Origin of the sequence: Photobacterium ganghwense, from assembly GCF_017329545.1 — a bacterium.
GTDB classification, from domain to species: domain Bacteria; phylum Pseudomonadota; class Gammaproteobacteria; order Enterobacterales; family Vibrionaceae; genus Photobacterium; species Photobacterium ganghwense.
In genome coordinates, this window is the sequence record NZ_CP071325.1 from 29,094 (window position 1) to 46,148 (window position 17,055).

The following is a 17,055-nucleotide window of genomic DNA, read 5'->3' on the forward strand; positions in this document are numbered from 1 at the left end:
AGAAGAGTCCGGCAAAACAAACTAACCATCTTAACTCAGATGGAAAAACCTTGGTTGTTTGAACATACGAAACCTCTTGGGGTTGTATGGTTAAGTGACTAAGCGTACACGGTGGATGCCTGGGCAGTCAGAGGCGATGAAGGACGTACTAACTTGCGATAAGCGTAGATGAGGCAGTAAGAGCCACTTGAGTCTGCGATTTCCGAATGGGGAAACCCAGCTGCATAAGCAGTTATCATCAAGTGAATACATAGCTTGGTGAGGCGAACCGGGGGAACTGAAACATCTAAGTACCCCGAGGAAGAGAAATCAACCGAGATTCCGGCAGTAGCGGCGAGCGAAACCGGATTAGCCCTTAAGTGGTTTGGTGTCAGGTGAATGAGCTGGAAAGCTCAGCGATACAGGGTGACAGCCCCGTAGCCGACAACACCTTATCAGTGAAAACGAGTAGGACGGGACACGTGTTATCTTGTCTGAAGATGGGGGGACCATCCTCCAAGGCTAAATACTCCTGACTGACCGATAGTGAACCAGTACCGTGAGGGAAAGGCGAAAAGAACCCCTGTGAGGGGAGTGAAATAGAACCTGAAACCGTGTACGTACAAGCAGTAGGAGCAGGCTTTGTCCTGTGACTGCGTACCTTTTGTATAATGGGTCAGCGACTTAATTTCAGTAGCAAGGTTAACCGTATAGGGGAGCCGTAGGGAAACCGAGTCTTAACTGGGCGTGCAGTTGCTGGGATTAGACCCGAAACCGAGTGATCTAGCCATGGGCAGGTTGAAGGTGCGGTAACACGCACTGGAGGACCGAACCGACTAATGTTGAAAAATTAGCGGATGACTTGTGGCTAGGGGTGAAAGGCCAATCAAACTCGGAGATAGCTGGTTCTCCCCGAAAGCTATTTAGGTAGCGCCTCGGACGAATACTACTGGGGGTAGAGCACTGTTAAGGCTAGGGGGTCATCCCGACTTACCAACCCTTTGCAAACTCCGAATACCAGTAAGTACTATCCGGGAGACACACGGCGGGTGCTAACGTCCGTCGTGGAGAGGGAAACAACCCAGACCGCCAGCTAAGGTCCCAAAGTTATCGCTAAGTGGGAAACGATGTGGGAAGGCTCAGACAGCCAGGATGTTGGCTTAGAAGCAGCCATCATTTAAAGAAAGCGTAATAGCTCACTGGTCGAGTCGGCCTGCGCGGAAGATTTAACGGGGCTAAGCGATACACCGAAGCTGCGGCAATGCGCATTAGCGTATTGGGTAGGGGAGCGTTCTGTAAGCCGCTGAAGGTGTCCTGTAAGGGGCGCTGGAGGTATCAGAAGTGCGAATGCTGACATGAGTAACGATAAAGGGGGTGAAAAACCTCCTCGCCGGAAGACCAAGGGTTCCTGTCCAACGTTAATCGGGGCAGGGTGAGTCGACCCCTAAGGCGAGGCCGAAAGGCGTAGTCGATGGGAAACGGGTTAATATTCCCGTACTTCTTGCTATTGCGATGGGGGGACGGAGAAGGCTAGGTGGGCCTGGCGACGGTTGTCCAGGTTCAAGGGTGTAGGCTGATGGTTTAGGCAAATCCGGACCATCTTAAGGCTGAGACCCGATGTCGAGGCACCACGGTGCTGAAGTCATTGATGCCATGCTTCCGGGAAAAGCCTCTAAGCTTCAGATAGCAAGAAATCGTACCCCAAACCGACACAGGTGGTCGGGTAGAGAATACCAAGGCGCTTGAGAGAACTCGGGTGAAGGAACTAGGCAAAATGGTACCGTAACTTCGGGAGAAGGTACGCTGCCGGCGGTGAAGAGACTTGCTCTTGGAGCTGCTGGCAGTCGCAGATACCAGGTGGCTGCAACTGTTTATTAAAAACACAGCACTGTGCAAAATCGAAAGATGACGTATACGGTGTGACGCCTGCCCGGTGCCGGAAGGTTAATTGATGGGGTTATCCTTAGGGAGAAGCTCTTGATCGAAGCCCCGGTAAACGGCGGCCGTAACTATAACGGTCCTAAGGTAGCGAAATTCCTTGTCGGGTAAGTTCCGACCTGCACGAATGGCGTAATGATGGCCACGCTGTCTCCACCCGAGACTCAGTGAAATTGAAATCGCAGTGAAGATGCTGCGTACCCGCGGCTAGACGGAAAGACCCCGTGAACCTTTACTACAGCTTGGCACTGAACATTGACCCTACATGTGTAGGATAGGTGGGAGGCTTCGAAGCAGGTACGCCAGTATCTGTGGAGCCGTCCTTGAAATACCACCCTTGTAGTGTTGATGTTCTAACGTCGCCCCCTCATCGGGGGTGCGGACAGTGCCTGGTGGGTAGTTTGACTGGGGCGGTCTCCTCCCAAAGCGTAACGGAGGAGCACGAAGGTGGGCTAATCACGGTCGGACATCGTGAGGTTAGTGCAATGGCATAAGCCCGCTTGACTGCGAGAATGACGGTTCGAGCAGGTGCGAAAGCAGGTCATAGTGATCCGGTGGTTCTGAATGGAAGGGCCATCGCTCAACGGATAAAAGGTACTCCGGGGATAACAGGCTGATACCGCCCAAGAGTTCATATCGACGGCGGTGTTTGGCACCTCGATGTCGGCTCATCACATCCTGGGGCTGAAGTCGGTCCCAAGGGTATGGCTGTTCGCCATTTAAAGTGGTACGCGAGCTGGGTTTAGAACGTCGTGAGACAGTTCGGTCCCTATCTGCCGTGGGCGTTGGATGATTGAGAGGGGCTGCTCCTAGTACGAGAGGACCGGAGTGGACGAACCTCTGGTGTTCGGGTTGTGTCGCCAGACGCATTGCCCGGTAGCTAAGTTCGGAATCGATAACCGCTGAAAGCATCTAAGCGGGAAGCGAGCCTCAAGATGAGTCATCCCCAGAGCTTTAAGCTCTCTGAAGGGTTGTTCGAGACTAGAACGTTGATAGGCAGGGTGTGTAAGCGCTGTGAGGCGTTGAGCTAACCTGTACTAATTGCCCGTGCGGCTTAACCATACAACACCCAAGGGGTTTTACGGACTCCACGAGCACTTGAATGGTGTGCTTGAACTTTAGTCAGTTTTTTCCAAGATTGTGATTTGCGGCCTGCGGGCGGTGAATCAAAGAATTTGCCTGGCGACCATAGCGCTGTGGACCCACCTGATCCCATGCCGAACTCAGACGTGAAACGCAGCAGCGCCGATGGTAGTGTGGGGCCTCCCCATGTGAGAGTAGGACATCGCCAGGCACCTATTCCAGAAAGCCCGTTGGGTCACAACGGGCTTTTCTTTCGCTCTCACCGATGGTGATCAGTGAGCGGAGTCAACATAAGGTTTTTACTTTCTCGACGGTTGGCAAAAAAGGTGAGAAAGTTTTATCTTGACTTAAAAACTGGAACGCGTAGTATACGCGTCCTGACTTGCTGAAGCGCACTCGCGCTAACGCATTGAAAGTCAACGTTCTTTAACAATTTGACCATGCAATCTGTGTGGGCACTCGTGAACTGATAGTCAAAAAGATTTATCGATGAACTGAGTGACCAATTCAAAATAGCTTCGGTTATTTTGGCACAGTCAATTTAATTCAGTATTCATCGAGCCAAAACTTTAATTGAAGAGTTTGATCATGGCTCAGATTGAACGCTGGCGGCAGGCCTAACACATGCAAGTCGAGCGGCAGCGACAACATTGACCCTTCGGGGGATTTGTTGGGCGGCGAGCGGCGGACGGGTGAGTAATGCCTGGGAACATGCCTTAGTGTGGGGGATAACCATTGGAAACGATGGCTAATACCGCATAATCTCTACGGAGCAAAGAGGGGGACCTTCGGGCCTCTCGCGCTAAGATTGGCCCAGGTGGGATTAGCTAGTAGGTGGGGTAACGGCTCACCTAGGCGACGATCCCTAGCTGGTCTGAGAGGATGATCAGCCACACTGGAACTGAGACACGGTCCAGACTCCTACGGGAGGCAGCAGTGGGGAATATTGCACAATGGGGGAAACCCTGATGCAGCCATGCCGCGTGTGTGAAGAAGGCCTTCGGGTTGTAAAGCACTTTCAGCAGTGAGGAAGGCGGTATCGTTAATAGCGGTATCGTTTGACGTTAGCTGCAGAAGAAGCACCGGCTAACTCCGTGCCAGCAGCCGCGGTAATACGGAGGGTGCGAGCGTTAATCGGAATTACTGGGCGTAAAGCGCATGCAGGCGGCTTGTTAAGCCAGATGTGAAAGCCCGGGGCTCAACCTCGGAATCGCATTTGGAACTGGCAGGCTAGAGTCTTGTAGAGGGGGGTAGAATTTCAGGTGTAGCGGTGAAATGCGTAGAGATCTGAAGGAATACCGGTGGCGAAGGCGGCCCCCTGGACAAAGACTGACGCTCAGATGCGAAAGCGTGGGGAGCAAACAGGATTAGATACCCTGGTAGTCCACGCCGTAAACGATGTCTACTTGGAGGTTGGTGTCTTGAACACTGGCTTTCGGAGCTAACGCGTTAAGTAGACCGCCTGGGGAGTACGGTCGCAAGATTAAAACTCAAATGAATTGACGGGGGCCCGCACAAGCGGTGGAGCATGTGGTTTAATTCGATGCAACGCGAAGAACCTTACCTACTCTTGACATCCACGGAATCCTGCAGAGATGCGGGAGTGCCTTCGGGAACCGTGAGACAGGTGCTGCATGGCTGTCGTCAGCTCGTGTTGTGAAATGTTGGGTTAAGTCCCGCAACGAGCGCAACCCTTATCCTTGTTTGCCAGCACTTCGGGTGGGAACTCCAGGGAGACTGCCGGTGATAAACCGGAGGAAGGTGGGGACGACGTCAAGTCATCATGGCCCTTACGAGTAGGGCTACACACGTGCTACAATGGCATATACAGAGGGCAGCAAGACCGCGAGGTGGAGCGAATCCCACAAAGTATGTCGTAGTCCGGATTGGAGTCTGCAACTCGACTCCATGAAGTCGGAATCGCTAGTAATCGTGGATCAGAATGCCACGGTGAATACGTTCCCGGGCCTTGTACACACCGCCCGTCACACCATGGGAGTGGGCTGCACCAGAAGTAGATAGCTTAACCTTCGGGAGGGCGTTTACCACGGTGTGGTTCATGACTGGGGTGAAGTCGTAACAAGGTAGCCCTAGGGGAACCTGGGGCTGGATCACCTCCTTACCTAAAGACTGCGCTTTGCGTAGTGTCCACACAGATTGCTTGGTTAAAATGTGAAGAGCGAAACGATGCTGGGTCTGTAGCTCAGGTGGTTAGAGCGCACCCCTGATAAGGGTGAGGTCGGTGGTTCAAGTCCACTCAGACCCACCACTTCCTGCCCAAAGGAAGCTGGTGAGGCATCGGAAACGTTGGGGCTATAGCTCAGCTGGGAGAGCGCCTGCCTTGCACGCAGGAGGTCAGCAGTTCGATCCTGCTTAGCTCCACCACTCTTTAAGGGTTTTCCCTGAGAATCTTTAAACAGTGGCGTTATCTCGTTGGAGATAACGACACATGCTCTTTAACAATCTGGAAAGCTGACTAGTAATTCGATTCAGATGAATCGAAATTATTGTTTCTCGAAAGAGAAACGAGTTCTCAAGCAATACACATTCAAGTGTCTTGTGTAAGAAGAGTCCGGCAAAACAAACTAACCATCTTAACTCAGATGGAAAAACCTTGGTTGTTTGAACATACGAAACCTCTTGGGGTTGTATGGTTAAGTGACTAAGCGTACACGGTGGATGCCTGGGCAGTCAGAGGCGATGAAGGACGTACTAACTTGCGATAAGCGTAGATGAGGCAGTAAGAGCCACTTGAGTCTACGATTTCCGAATGGGGAAACCCAGCTGCATAAGCAGTTATCATCAAGTGAATACATAGCTTGGTGAGGCGAACCGGGGGAACTGAAACATCTAAGTACCCCGAGGAAGAGAAATCAACCGAGATTCCGGCAGTAGCGGCGAGCGAAACCGGATTAGCCCTTAAGCGCTTTAGGTGTCAGGCGAATGAGCTGGAAAGCTCAGCGATACAGGGTGACAGCCCCGTAGCCGACAACACATTTGGCGTGAAAACGAGTAGGACGGGACACGTGTTATCTTGTCTGAAGATGGGGGGACCATCCTCCAAGGCTAAATACTCCTGACTGACCGATAGTGAACCAGTACCGTGAGGGAAAGGCGAAAAGAACCCCTGTGAGGGGAGTGAAATAGAACCTGAAACCGTGTACGTACAAGCAGTAGGAGCAGGCTTCGTCCTGTGACTGCGTACCTTTTGTATAATGGGTCAGCGACTTAATTTCAGTAGCAAGGTTAACCGTATAGGGGAGCCGTAGGGAAACCGAGTCTTAACTGGGCGTGCAGTTGCTGGGATTAGACCCGAAACCGAGTGATCTAGCCATGGGCAGGTTGAAGGTGCGGTAACACGCACTGGAGGACCGAACCGACTAATGTTGAAAAATTAGCGGATGACTTGTGGCTAGGGGTGAAAGGCCAATCAAACTCGGAGATAGCTGGTTCTCCCCGAAAGCTATTTAGGTAGCGCCTCGGACGAATACTACTGGGGGTAGAGCACTGTTAAGGCTAGGGGGTCATCCCGACTTACCAACCCTTTGCAAACTCCGAATACCAGTAAGTACTATCCGGGAGACACACGGCGGGTGCTAACGTCCGTCGTGGAGAGGGAAACAACCCAGACCGCCAGCTAAGGTCCCAAAGTTATCGCTAAGTGGGAAACGATGTGGGAAGGCTCAGACAGCCAGGATGTTGGCTTAGAAGCAGCCATCATTTAAAGAAAGCGTAATAGCTCACTGGTCGAGTCGGCCTGCGCGGAAGATTTAACGGGGCTAAGCGATACACCGAAGCTGCGGCAATGCGCATTAGCGTATTGGGTAGGGGAGCGTTCTGTAAGCCGCTGAAGGTGTCCTGTAAGGGGCGCTGGAGGTATCAGAAGTGCGAATGCTGACATGAGTAACGATAAAGGGGGTGAAAAACCTCCTCGCCGGAAGACCAAGGGTTCCTGTCCAACGTTAATCGGGGCAGGGTGAGTCGACCCCTAAGGCGAGGCCGAAAGGCGTAGTCGATGGGAAACGGGTTAATATTCCCGTACTTCTTGCTATTGCGATGGGGGGACGGAGAAGGCTAGGTGGGCCTGGCGACGGTTGTCCAGGTTCAAGGGTGTAGGCTGATGGTTTAGGCAAATCCGGACCATCTCAAGGCTGAGACCCGATGTCGAGGCACCACGGTGCTGAAGTCATTGATGCCATGCTTCCGGGAAAAGCCTCTAAGCTTCAGATAGCAAGAAATCGTACCCCAAACCGACACAGGTGGTCGGGTAGAGAATACCAAGGCGCTTGAGAGAACTCGGGTGAAGGAACTAGGCAAAATGGTACCGTAACTTCGGGAGAAGGTACGCTGCCGGCGGTGAAGAGACTTGCTCTTGGAGCTGCTGGCAGTCGCAGATACCAGGTGGCTGCAACTGTTTATTAAAAACACAGCACTGTGCAAAATCGAAAGATGACGTATACGGTGTGACGCCTGCCCGGTGCCGGAAGGTTAATTGATGGGGTTATCCTTAGGGAGAAGCTCTTGATCGAAGCCCCGGTAAACGGCGGCCGTAACTATAACGGTCCTAAGGTAGCGAAATTCCTTGTCGGGTAAGTTCCGACCTGCACGAATGGCGTAATGATGGCCACGCTGTCTCCACCCGAGACTCAGTGAAATTGAAATCGCAGTGAAGATGCTGCGTACCCGCGGCTAGACGGAAAGACCCCGTGAACCTTTACTACAGCTTGGCACTGAACATTGACCCTACATGTGTAGGATAGGTGGGAGGCTTCGAAGCAGGTACGCCAGTATCTGTGGAGCCGTCCTTGAAATACCACCCTTGTAGTGTTGATGTTCTAACGTCGCCCCCTCATCGGGGGTGCGGACAGTGCCTGGTGGGTAGTTTGACTGGGGCGGTCTCCTCCCAAAGCGTAACGGAGGAGCACGAAGGTGGGCTAATCACGGTCGGACATCGTGAGGTTAGTGCAATGGCATAAGCCCGCTTGACTGCGAGAATGACGGTTCGAGCAGGTGCGAAAGCAGGTCATAGTGATCCGGTGGTTCTGAATGGAAGGGCCATCGCTCAACGGATAAAAGGTACTCCGGGGATAACAGGCTGATACCGCCCAAGAGTTCATATCGACGGCGGTGTTTGGCACCTCGATGTCGGCTCATCACATCCTGGGGCTGAAGTCGGTCCCAAGGGTATGGCTGTTCGCCATTTAAAGTGGTACGCGAGCTGGGTTTAGAACGTCGTGAGACAGTTCGGTCCCTATCTGCCGTGGGCGTTGGATGATTGAGAGGGGCTGCTCCTAGTACGAGAGGACCGGAGTGGACGAACCTCTGGTGTTCGGGTTGTGTCGCCAGACGCATTGCCCGGTAGCTAAGTTCGGAATCGATAACCGCTGAAAGCATCTAAGCGGGAAGCGAGCCTCAAGATGAGTCATCCCCAGAGCTTTAAGCTCTCTGAAGGGTTGTTCGAGACTAGAACGTTGATAGGCAGGGTGTGTAAGCGCTGTGAGGCGTTGAGCTAACCTGTACTAATTGCCCGTGCGGCTTAACCATACAACACCCAAGGGGTTTTACGGACTCCACGAGCACTTGAATGGTGTGCTTGAACTTTCGTCAGTTTTTTCCAAGATTGTGATTTGCGGCCTGCGGGCGGCGAATCAAAGAATTTGCCTGGCGACCATAGCGCTGTGGACCCACCTGATCCCATGCCGAACTCAGACGTGAAACGCAGCAGCGCCGATGGTAGTGTGGGGCCTCCCCATGTGAGAGTAGGACATCGCCAGGCACCCAATTTAGGTTAGCGTTATGAACGAAACGTTAATCCTGAGTGGAGCGGTAGTTCAGTTGGTTAGAATACCGGCCTGTCACGCCGGGGGTCGCGGGTTCGAGTCCCGTCCGCTCCGCCACTTATTCAGACAAAGTTAAGTCTTAAAAATAACTACAGGGGTGTAGCTCCAATTGGCAGAGCAGCGGATTCCAAATCCGCGTGTTGGGAGTTCGAATCTCTCCACCCCTGCCACTTTTGAAGCCTCAGCAGAAATGCTGGGGCTTTTTTGCATTTGAAATTTGAAAAACTATTCAGCAGATATTCTCCTATGCTTCTTCTCTTCAGTCTGTCTTTGTTTTTGTCTTTGTACTCAGAGAGTGTCTCAAGGAATGATGCCGGCTTGGCGTAGCGCGATGAGAGACAGTGCAAAGTGCGTAGGATGAAGGAATAATTGAGTAGATAGACGAGCGGAGAGTTGTGCTCATCATCAAATCTGTGAGCAATACCGAAACAATCAGCATTGACCTCTGGCGTTGAGTCGATAGAATAATTTCGTAAACAATATTAGGGGTGTAGCTCCAATTGGCAGAGCAGCGGATTCCAAATCCGCGTGTTGGGAGTTCGAATCTCTCCACCCCTGCCATCTTTATAAGGCCTCAGTCTATGCGTCACGAACGCGAGACTGGGGCTTTTTTACGTCTGTAGTTTCCAAGGTTCAACGGCATCACCGAGGTATAATGGTATGACAGAAGCCGCGGATAGATGACTGGATGGGTAACTGTGGTCAGGGGTAAAGCTTGTCTTGTCTGGCGCGTAAACAAACCTCAGTCAGGGACTGAGGTTGTTGGGATGGATGCTGGAAAAGGTAACGGATTCACTCAGCTTTTCAGTATGAGTTGATAGCCGATAAAGCAGGCGGCTAGGCTGACAGCCACATTGAGCAGGATGTTAATTCCTACTTTGAGAAACTCACCTTGTTGCAACAAGACAACGTTATCCATGGAAAACGTGGAAAATGTCGTCAGGGCGCCCAGAAAGCCTAAACCAATCAATGGGCGGGCCGGGATCGCTTCTAGCCAGCCTTGATTGATGGCTGACATCAACACTCCCATGATCAGAGAGCCAATTACGTTGACGGCTAGTGTGCCATAGGGAAATCCTCGCCCTAATAAGGCCACACACAGCTCAGAGATAAGGTAGCGGGAGCAAGCGCCAAATGCGCCGCCTAAGGCGATCAGTCCCAAAAAAAGTAATTGACTCATAGATATCACAACGGCAGATGAAGAGTGGCCATACTAATACCACGAACACAGGGCAGCAAGGATCACCTTTGTGTCGGGGAAAATCTGCAATCATTGATTGAAGTGATTTGGATTGCATTCAGAGTCTTAAAGGGCTGACATCGAAATGGGTTAACGGAGGAGGGAGCGATGGCACTGTATCAGACAATATTACTGGCGGTAGATCCGGATAACCGTGATGCGCATACCTTGATGGTCAAAGCCGGGGTAATTGCGCAGCAGAACCATGCTGAATTGCACGTGGCGTTTGTCGAGCCGGGGTTGGGGAATGTGAGCTTTCTGGATGCTGAGCTGGGTCTTGAGGAAGCGCACAGGGACTTACAGGCAACCCGTATTCAGCAGTTGTCTGCACTTTCTCAGGCATCGCCGTATAAGGTGCGTGCGTTGCATATTGCCGATGGTGATGTCGCCAAACACCTGGTAGAGCTGGTCACGCAAATTGGTGCCAATTTAGTACTGATTGGTGCACATAAACCCGGTATTCAGTGGTATGGCAATATCAGCCAGATACTGTCGCAGCAGTCGCGCTGTGATGTTCTGATTTGTCAGGCAACGGTCTGACCTGTCACAGACTGAGTGAAATAGACGGAAGGCTGCTTGCTGCCTGTACAATTAGCTCTTATACTCGATGATAACTTGTCGGAGTGCCAATAGGCTGAGACCGCATTGCGGGATCCGTAGAACCTGATCAGGCTAATACCTGCGAAGGGAACAAGAGAAAATCTTCTGTATTGCTGCATCCGCAGCTGCTGTTCCAGATGATGCTGCACACCCTACGTGTAGCCTCTTGTTTACGCACCCATCCGATAAGCAACTTCCCCATTTACGGACATCAAGGAAATTGCTATGTCGAATCGCAAACAAGCGAGACTGGAAGCGAAACAATTTATCGATTCACTGACCACCCAAGCTTATCCCAATTCCCAAAAGGTTTATGTCACTGGTAGTCGCGAGGACATTCGTGTTCCGATGCGGGAAATTACCCTGGCTGACAGCCTGGTTGGCGGTAGCAAAGACGCCCCGATTTTTGAGCCCAATGAGCCTGTCCGGGTCTATGACACCTCCGGTTTCTATACCGATCCTAACTACGCGATTGATATCTATGCCGGTCTGCCAAAGCTGCGTGAGCAGTGGATTGCAGAGCGCGGTGATACTGAACTGCTGGATGAACTGAGCTCGGCGTACTCGAAGGAGCGATTGGCGGATGACACGCTGGATGAGCTGCGCTTTGGTGAGCGTGCCCGCATCCGCCGTGCCAAAGCCGGCGCGAATGTTACCCAGCTGCACTACGCCCGTCAGGGAATGATTACCCCGGAGATGGAATTTATCGCCATCCGGGAAAACATGGGGCGAGCGGAATATCGCGATGCGGTACTGACCCAGCAACACCCGGGACAAAACTTCGGGGCCAACCTGCCGGAAGATATCACCCCTGAGTTTGTTCGTCAGGAAGTGGCAGAAGGGCGTGCGATCATCCCTTCGAACATCAACCACCCGGAATCCGAGCCTATGATCATCGGCCGTAATTTCCTGGTGAAAGTGAATGCCAATATCGGTAACTCCTCGGTCAGTTCCTCGATTGAAGAGGAAGTGGAAAAGCTGGTCTGGTCGACCCGCTGGGGCGGCGATACCGTGATGGATCTGTCTACCGGCCGTAATATCCACGAAACCCGTGAGTGGATCATCCGTAACAGCCCGGTGCCAATCGGTACCGTGCCGATGTATCAGGCGCTGGAAAAAGTGAACGGTATTGCCGAGAACCTGAACTGGGAAGTGTTCCGCGATACGCTGCTGGAACAGGCCGAGCAGGGGGTCGATTACTTTACGATTCACGCCGGAGTCTTGCTGCGTTATGTCCCGATGACCGCCAAACGTGTGACCGGCATCGTTTCCCGTGGTGGCTCCATCATGGCCAAGTGGTGTCTGGCACACCACAAAGAAAGCTTCCTGTATGAACACTTCCGCGAAATTTGTGAAATCTGTGCCCAGTACGATATCGCTCTGTCACTGGGAGATGGCCTGCGTCCGGGCTCGGTAGCGGATGCCAACGATGAGGCCCAGTTCAGCGAACTGCGTACGCTGGGCGAGCTGACCAAGATTGCCTGGGAATACGATGTACAGGTGATGATTGAAGGGCCGGGGCATGTGCCGATGCACATGATCAAAGAAAACATGGAAGAGCAGCTCAAGCACTGCCACGAAGCGCCTTTCTATACCCTTGGCCCGCTGACCACCGATATTGCGCCGGGCTACGACCACATTACTTCCGGGATCGGCGCGGCGATGATTGGCTGGTACGGCTGTGCCATGCTGTGTTATGTGACGCCGAAAGAGCACCTGGGGCTGCCGAACAAGGAAGACGTAAAGGTGGGTCTGATCACGTACAAGCTGTGCGCCCATGCGGCAGACTTAGCCAAAGGTCACCCTGGCGCTCAGGTGCGGGACAACGCATTGTCGAAAGCCCGTTTTGAGTTCCGCTGGGAAGATCAGTTTAATCTGGCTTTAGACCCGGAAACGGCGCGCGCCTACCACGATGAAACCCTCCCTCAGGAGTCCGGCAAAATTGCTCACTTCTGCTCAATGTGCGGGCCGAAATTCTGCTCCATGAAGATCTCTCAGGAAGTCCGTGAGTATGCCAGCGGTCTCGAGCAGGAGGCCGCGTTGACGATCAAACTGCTGGATGATCCGTTGGAAGGGATGCAGCAGAAAGCGCAGGAGTTCCGTGTCCGGGGAAGCGAGCTCTACCATCCCCTTGAAGAGGAAAGCTAATGAACGCATTGTGTTTACCCGATCACCTGACCCCCTTGTTGATGCATCTTGAGCCGCTGCTGGCGGCGGCCGACAAGTATCAGTTAGGGGAGCCCGTCAGTGTGGGCTGGAGTGAGTCGGCAGTGGTAGACATGGAGGTCGGCGGGTGTACGTTCGCGGTGGCGTTTAACCCCGCCGAACCTGTCGCAATGGGATATGACGTGCGCGATCAATGGATCGCGCCATATCCTGCCGTGGCTGACATGCAGCGGAAAGTGGCTGCCACTCCTAACCTGGTGGTGTGTGGTTTGCCGACGGACAGCGGTTGTGTCGATATGTGGCATCACAACGGCGAGGCCCGTGCGGTTTACTGCCACCATGCCGGGGCCAGTGAGCCGCAACGAGCAATGCTGCTGACTGCGCTGGCACTGGATTATCCGCTGGAAGATGCCGTGACACTGGCGCGGGCACATGCCCGGGGGTATCTCGAAACCCATGCCAATGGCTATGGTAAGGTCAGCTGGCCGGTGGCCAGAGCGTTGTTTCCGCGTCCGCTGACGGCGAACCACCCGGAAGTACAAGCGCTGGGCTGGACAAGTACAGAAGTCGCGGTGGCACCGTTTGCACCTATGAACCGCGAACAGATGGCGTTGTATCCGGTCGTGGATACGGCCCAGTGGGTAGAAACACTGCTGGCACTGGACGTCAAGCTAACCCAGCTACGGATCAAAGACCCGACAGCCCCAGATCTGGCTGAGCAGGTTGACCGCGTGATTCAGGCCGGTGAGCAGCATCAGGCTCAGGTGTTTATTAACGACTACTGGCAACTGGCGATTGCGCATCGGGCGTACGGGGTACACCTCGGCCAGGAAGATTTGGAAACCGCGGATTTGGCTGCTATCCAGCAGGCCGGATTACGGCTGGGCCTGTCGACCCACGGTTATTACGAAATTTTGCGGGCGGCAGAGTTTGCGCCCAGCTATATCGCCCTGGGGCATATCTTCCCGACCACCACCAAAGAGATGCCATCAAAGCCCCAAGGGCTGAGTCGTCTGGCGCTGTATCAGAAACTGATTGGTGAAGCGTTCCCGACGGTGGCTATTGGCGGCATTGATCTGGAACGGGCGGAACGCGTCTGGCGTACCGGGATCACCAGTGTCGCGGTCGTGCGCGCCGTGACGCAGGCGGCGGATCCGGCGCAGGCGGTGGCGGCGTTCAACCAGATCCTCACGCCGCGGCCCTCACAACAGGACTGACTATGCTAAGCGATCAGGAATTCTTGCGTTACAACCGTCAGATCATGCTGCCGGAAATCGGTGAGGCCGGGCAGGCGAAGCTCAGTCAGGCGCAGGTACTGCTGGTTGGGGCCGGTGGACTGGGCTCGGCGGCGGCTTTGTATCTGGCCAGTGCGGGCATTGGTCATCTGGTGATTGCCGATGATGACGAGGTGGAAAGCTCGAACCTTCAGCGTCAGGTGATTTACCGTGACAGCGATGCCGGGCTGGCGAAAGCCGAACAGGCCGCCGATCAATTGCGGGCGCTGAATCCTCACATTCGGGTACGTCCGGTTAAGGCCAGACTGGCCGGTCAGCGGCTCGCGATGGAAGTCGCCCTGGCCGATGTGGTGCTGGATTGCTCTGACAACCTGGAGACCCGCCACGCGGTTAATCAGGCATGCCTGGAGGCTCGCAAGCCCCTGATTGCCGGAGCGGCCATCCGCTGGCAGGGGCAACTGATGGCGTTTGATTTTCGCGCCGGTCAGGGGCCGTGCTATCACTGCCTGTTTCCCCGCCGTCCCGGTGCTACGGATCAGCCGCAGAACTGCAGCAATAGCGGTATTGCCGGGCCGGTGGTTGGCACGATCGGCACCTTACAGGCGCTGGAGACAATCAAGTTGCTAGCCGGTGCCGGTGACATGGGGTTTGCGACCCTCAAGCAGTTCGATGGCCTGAACATGACGTGGCAATCCTTTCGCTTAGCGCATGATCACAGGTGCCCGGTTTGCGGCACAGGAGAGAACAACGAATGACAACGACAACCGCGATTCAAATCCGGGTCAATGATAAGCCGGTCGAGATCCCGGCAGATGACACCACCTTATCAGCGCTGCTTACCCAGCTGGCAATGCCGCTGGACGCCACCGCGGTGGCACTGAACGATGAGATCGTGGCCCGCAGTGCCTGGGATGCCACGGTACTTAGTGCAGGGGATCGTATTGCCCTGTTTCAAGCGATAGCAGGAGGCTGAATGCTTAAGATTGCCGATAAAACCTTTTCATCCCGGTTGTTTACCGGTACCGGTAAGTACGCTAACCGGACAGTGATGGCCGAATCCCTGATTGCTTCGGGTTCCGAGCTGGTGACCATGGCGCTGAAACGGGTCGATATTGATAACCGCGACGATGATATCCTGGCGCCGATTCAGGCGGCCGGGCTTAGCCTGCTACCAAATACCTCCGGAGCCAAGAATGCCAAAGAAGCGGTCTTTGCGGCCAAGCTGGCGCGTGAGGCGTTAGGCACTAACTGGCTGAAATTGGAAATCCACCCGGATCCGAAATACTTGATGCCGGACCCGATTGAAACCCTGGCGGCAGCGGAAATACTGGTGCGCGAAGGCTTTATCGTGTTGCCGTACTGCCATGCAGATCCGGTGCTGTGTAAGCGGCTGGAAGAAGTCGGTTGTGCCGCCGTGATGCCGCTGGGCGCGCCGATCGGTTCCAACAAGGGATTAGCGTCACGGGATTTTCTGGAAATTATCATCGATCAGGCCCGGGTGCCGGTGGTGGTGGATGCCGGGATTGGGGCACCCTCGCATGCTGCTGAAGCGATGGAAATGGGGGCTGATGCCGTGCTGGTGAATACCGCGATTGCGGCGGCGGCCGATCCCATTGCGATGGGGCGTGCGTTCCGGCTGGCGGTGGAGAGTGGCCGGATGGCGTACGAAGCCGGTCTGGCCGGGACAGTAAACCATGCCATCGCCTCCAGTCCGCTGACCGCGTTTCTCGACCAGCCGGTACTGACGACGGCCTTCGATCCGACAGCCTAAGGGGGCGCCATGAGCTATGTGGATGTATGGCAGCAGCTGGACTGGGATGATGTCCGGCTGTCGATTTACAGCAAAACTGCAACGGATGTGGAGCGGGCACTGCGTAAGCCAAAGCGGGATCTGGAAGATTTCAAAGCCCTGATCTCCCCGGCGGCAGAGCCGTATCTGGAGCAGATGGCGCAGCAATCGGCAGCGCTGACCCGCAAGCGGTTCGGGCGTACCATCTCGTTTTATGTCCCGTTGTATTTGTCGAATCTGTGCGCCAATTCCTGCACGTATTGCGGGTTTTCGATGGATAACCGGATCAAGCGACGTACCCTGAATCTGGCTGAGATAGAGCGCGAGTGTGAGGCAATCAAAGCCTTGAACTTCGACAATATCCTGCTGGTGACCGGCGAGCATGAACGTAAGGTCGGGATGGACTATTTCCGTGAGGCGCTGCCGCGCATCAAGTCCCATTTCAGTTATCTGTCGATGGAAGTGCAGCCGCTGGATCAGGCGGACTATGCTGAACTGAAAACGCTCGGTCTGGATGCGGTCATGGTGTATCAGGAAACCTACAGCGCACCGACCTATGCCCAGCACCATCTGCGCGGTAACAAGATGGATTTTCGCTACCGGCTGGAAACACCGGACCGGCTGGCCCGTGCCGGTATCGACAAGATTGGCATCGGCGCTTTGATCGGGCTGGAAGAGTGGCGGACGGACTGCTTTTTTGTGGCCAGTCATCTGGATTACCTGGAGCAGACCTACTGGCAGACCCGCTATTCAATTTCGTTCCCGCGGCTGCGGCCGTGTACCGGCGGGCTGCAACCGAAATCGGTGATGTCGGATCGCCAGCTGGTTCAGCTGATTTGTGCTTACCGCCTGTTTAACCCTGAGGTGGAACTGTCGCTGTCAACGCGCGAGTCGCCGCTGTTTCGGGATAACGTGCTGCCGCTGGGGATCACCAGCATGTCTGCCGGGTCAAAAACCCAGCCGGGCGGTTATGCCGATGATGAACCGGAGCTGGAGCAGTTTGCGATCAGCGATGAGCGGGCGGTGGCAGAGGTCGCCAGTGCGGTGAAACACCATGGTTTTGAGGTGGTGTGGAAAGACTGGCACCCGGCCTATTCTGGCTGACGTGTCGGTGAGCGCCAAAGACAAAAACGCCTGCATCATGCAGGCGTTTTGCTTTCCGGGCGACGGCGCTATTGCTTTGAC

Annotated in this window: 8 protein-coding genes, 5 tRNA genes, 5 rRNA genes and 1 riboswitch; of the genes, 17 read left to right on the plus strand and 1 reads right to left on the minus strand. The window is 54.3% G+C overall.

Annotated features, from left to right (window positions below; genetic code table 11):
- Positions 1–88: 88 nt before the first annotated feature.
- The 10 genes from FH974_RS00135 (at position 89) to FH974_RS00180 (ending at position 9,401) form a co-directional block, all read left to right on the plus strand.
- A 23S ribosomal RNA gene (locus FH974_RS00135) occupies positions 89–2,979 on the plus strand.
- 116 nt (positions 2,980–3,095) lie between these two features.
- A 5S ribosomal RNA gene (rrf, locus tag FH974_RS00140) occupies positions 3,096–3,211 on the plus strand.
- Positions 3,212–3,570: 359 nt separating this feature from the next.
- Positions 3,571–5,122: ribosomal RNA gene (locus FH974_RS00145) — 16S ribosomal RNA — on the plus strand.
- 70 nt (positions 5,123–5,192) lie between these two features.
- A tRNA-Ile gene (locus FH974_RS00150) sits at positions 5,193–5,269 on the plus strand.
- Between the two features lie 40 nt (positions 5,270–5,309).
- Positions 5,310–5,385 (plus strand) — tRNA-Ala (locus FH974_RS00155).
- A 267-nt stretch (positions 5,386–5,652) separates the two neighbouring features.
- Positions 5,653–8,544 (plus strand): 23S ribosomal RNA (locus FH974_RS00160).
- A 116-nt stretch (positions 8,545–8,660) separates the two neighbouring features.
- Positions 8,661–8,776, plus strand: a 5S ribosomal RNA gene (rrf, locus tag FH974_RS00165).
- The 16S, 23S and 5S rRNA genes sit together here with 5 tRNA genes alongside, the layout of an rRNA operon.
- 44 nt (positions 8,777–8,820) lie before the next feature.
- A tRNA-Asp gene (locus FH974_RS00170) sits at positions 8,821–8,897 on the plus strand.
- A gap of 36 nt (positions 8,898–8,933) precedes the next feature.
- Positions 8,934–9,010 (plus strand) — tRNA-Trp (locus FH974_RS00175).
- 314 nt (positions 9,011–9,324) lie between these two features.
- Positions 9,325–9,401: transfer RNA gene (locus tag FH974_RS00180), tRNA-Trp, on the plus strand.
- Positions 9,402–9,636: 235 nt separating this feature from the next.
- On the opposite strand, the gene crcB is transcribed toward FH974_RS00180, so the two are convergent.
- Positions 9,637–10,020 (minus strand): fluoride efflux transporter CrcB, encoded by a 384-nt coding sequence (gene crcB, locus FH974_RS00185; RefSeq protein ID WP_047887326.1) that lies wholly within the window; start codon positions 10,018–10,020, stop codon positions 9,637–9,639.
- Positions 10,021–10,188: 168 nt separating this feature from the next.
- Between crcB and FH974_RS00190 the strand changes: the two genes are divergently transcribed.
- The 7 genes from FH974_RS00190 (at position 10,189) to thiH (ending at position 16,974) form a co-directional block, all read left to right on the plus strand.
- Complete coding sequence (locus FH974_RS00190; RefSeq protein WP_047887325.1) at positions 10,189–10,620, plus strand: universal stress protein; 432 nt, start codon at positions 10,189–10,191, stop codon at positions 10,618–10,620.
- A gap of 69 nt (positions 10,621–10,689) precedes the next feature.
- A riboswitch (TPP riboswitch) is annotated at positions 10,690–10,787 on the plus strand.
- Between the two features lie 118 nt (positions 10,788–10,905).
- A complete protein-coding gene (gene thiC / locus FH974_RS00195) occupies positions 10,906–12,828 on the plus strand; it encodes a phosphomethylpyrimidine synthase ThiC (RefSeq protein ID WP_207103417.1) in 1,923 nt (640 codons plus the stop codon).
- A complete protein-coding gene (gene thiE / locus FH974_RS00200; protein ID WP_047887323.1) occupies positions 12,828–14,063 on the plus strand; it encodes a thiamine phosphate synthase in 1,236 nt (411 codons plus the stop codon). The genes thiC and thiE overlap by 1 nt, the downstream gene beginning before the upstream one ends.
- A gap of 2 nt (positions 14,064–14,065) precedes the next feature.
- A complete protein-coding gene (locus FH974_RS00205; protein ID WP_207103418.1) occupies positions 14,066–14,836 on the plus strand; it encodes a HesA/MoeB/ThiF family protein in 771 nt (256 codons plus the stop codon).
- Entirely contained in the window at positions 14,833–15,054 is a 222-nt protein-coding gene (gene thiS, locus FH974_RS00210; protein WP_047887321.1) for a sulfur carrier protein ThiS, read from the plus strand. Before FH974_RS00205 ends, thiS begins: the two co-directional genes overlap by 4 nt.
- Positions 15,055–15,852: a thiazole synthase gene (locus FH974_RS00215; protein ID WP_047887320.1), complete on the plus strand. Its 798-nt coding sequence runs from the start codon at positions 15,055–15,057 to the stop codon at positions 15,850–15,852.
- 9 nt (positions 15,853–15,861) lie between these two features.
- Complete coding sequence (gene thiH / locus FH974_RS00220; RefSeq protein ID WP_047887319.1) at positions 15,862–16,974, plus strand: 2-iminoacetate synthase ThiH; 1,113 nt, start codon at positions 15,862–15,864, stop codon at positions 16,972–16,974.
- Positions 16,975–17,055: the final 81 nt, after the last annotated feature.

Coding starts and splice junctions, on each gene's coding strand:
- FH974_RS00215 (WP_047887320.1), top strand. CDS start 15,055: ATGCTTAAGATTGCCGATAAAACCTTTTCATCCCGGTTGTTTACCGGT.
- thiH (WP_047887319.1), top strand. CDS start 15,862: ATGAGCTATGTGGATGTATGGCAGCAGCTGGACTGGGATGATGTCCGG.
- FH974_RS00205 (WP_207103418.1), top strand. CDS start 14,066: ATGCTAAGCGATCAGGAATTCTTGCGTTACAACCGTCAGATCATGCTG.
- FH974_RS00190 (WP_047887325.1), top strand. CDS start 10,189: ATGGCACTGTATCAGACAATATTACTGGCGGTAGATCCGGATAACCGT.
- thiC (WP_207103417.1), top strand. CDS start 10,906: ATGTCGAATCGCAAACAAGCGAGACTGGAAGCGAAACAATTTATCGAT.
- thiE (WP_047887323.1), top strand. CDS start 12,828: ATGAACGCATTGTGTTTACCCGATCACCTGACCCCCTTGTTGATGCAT.
- thiS (WP_047887321.1), top strand. CDS start 14,833: ATGACAACGACAACCGCGATTCAAATCCGGGTCAATGATAAGCCGGTC.
- crcB (WP_047887326.1), bottom strand. CDS start 10,020: ATGAGTCAATTACTTTTTTTGGGACTGATCGCCTTAGGCGGCGCATTT.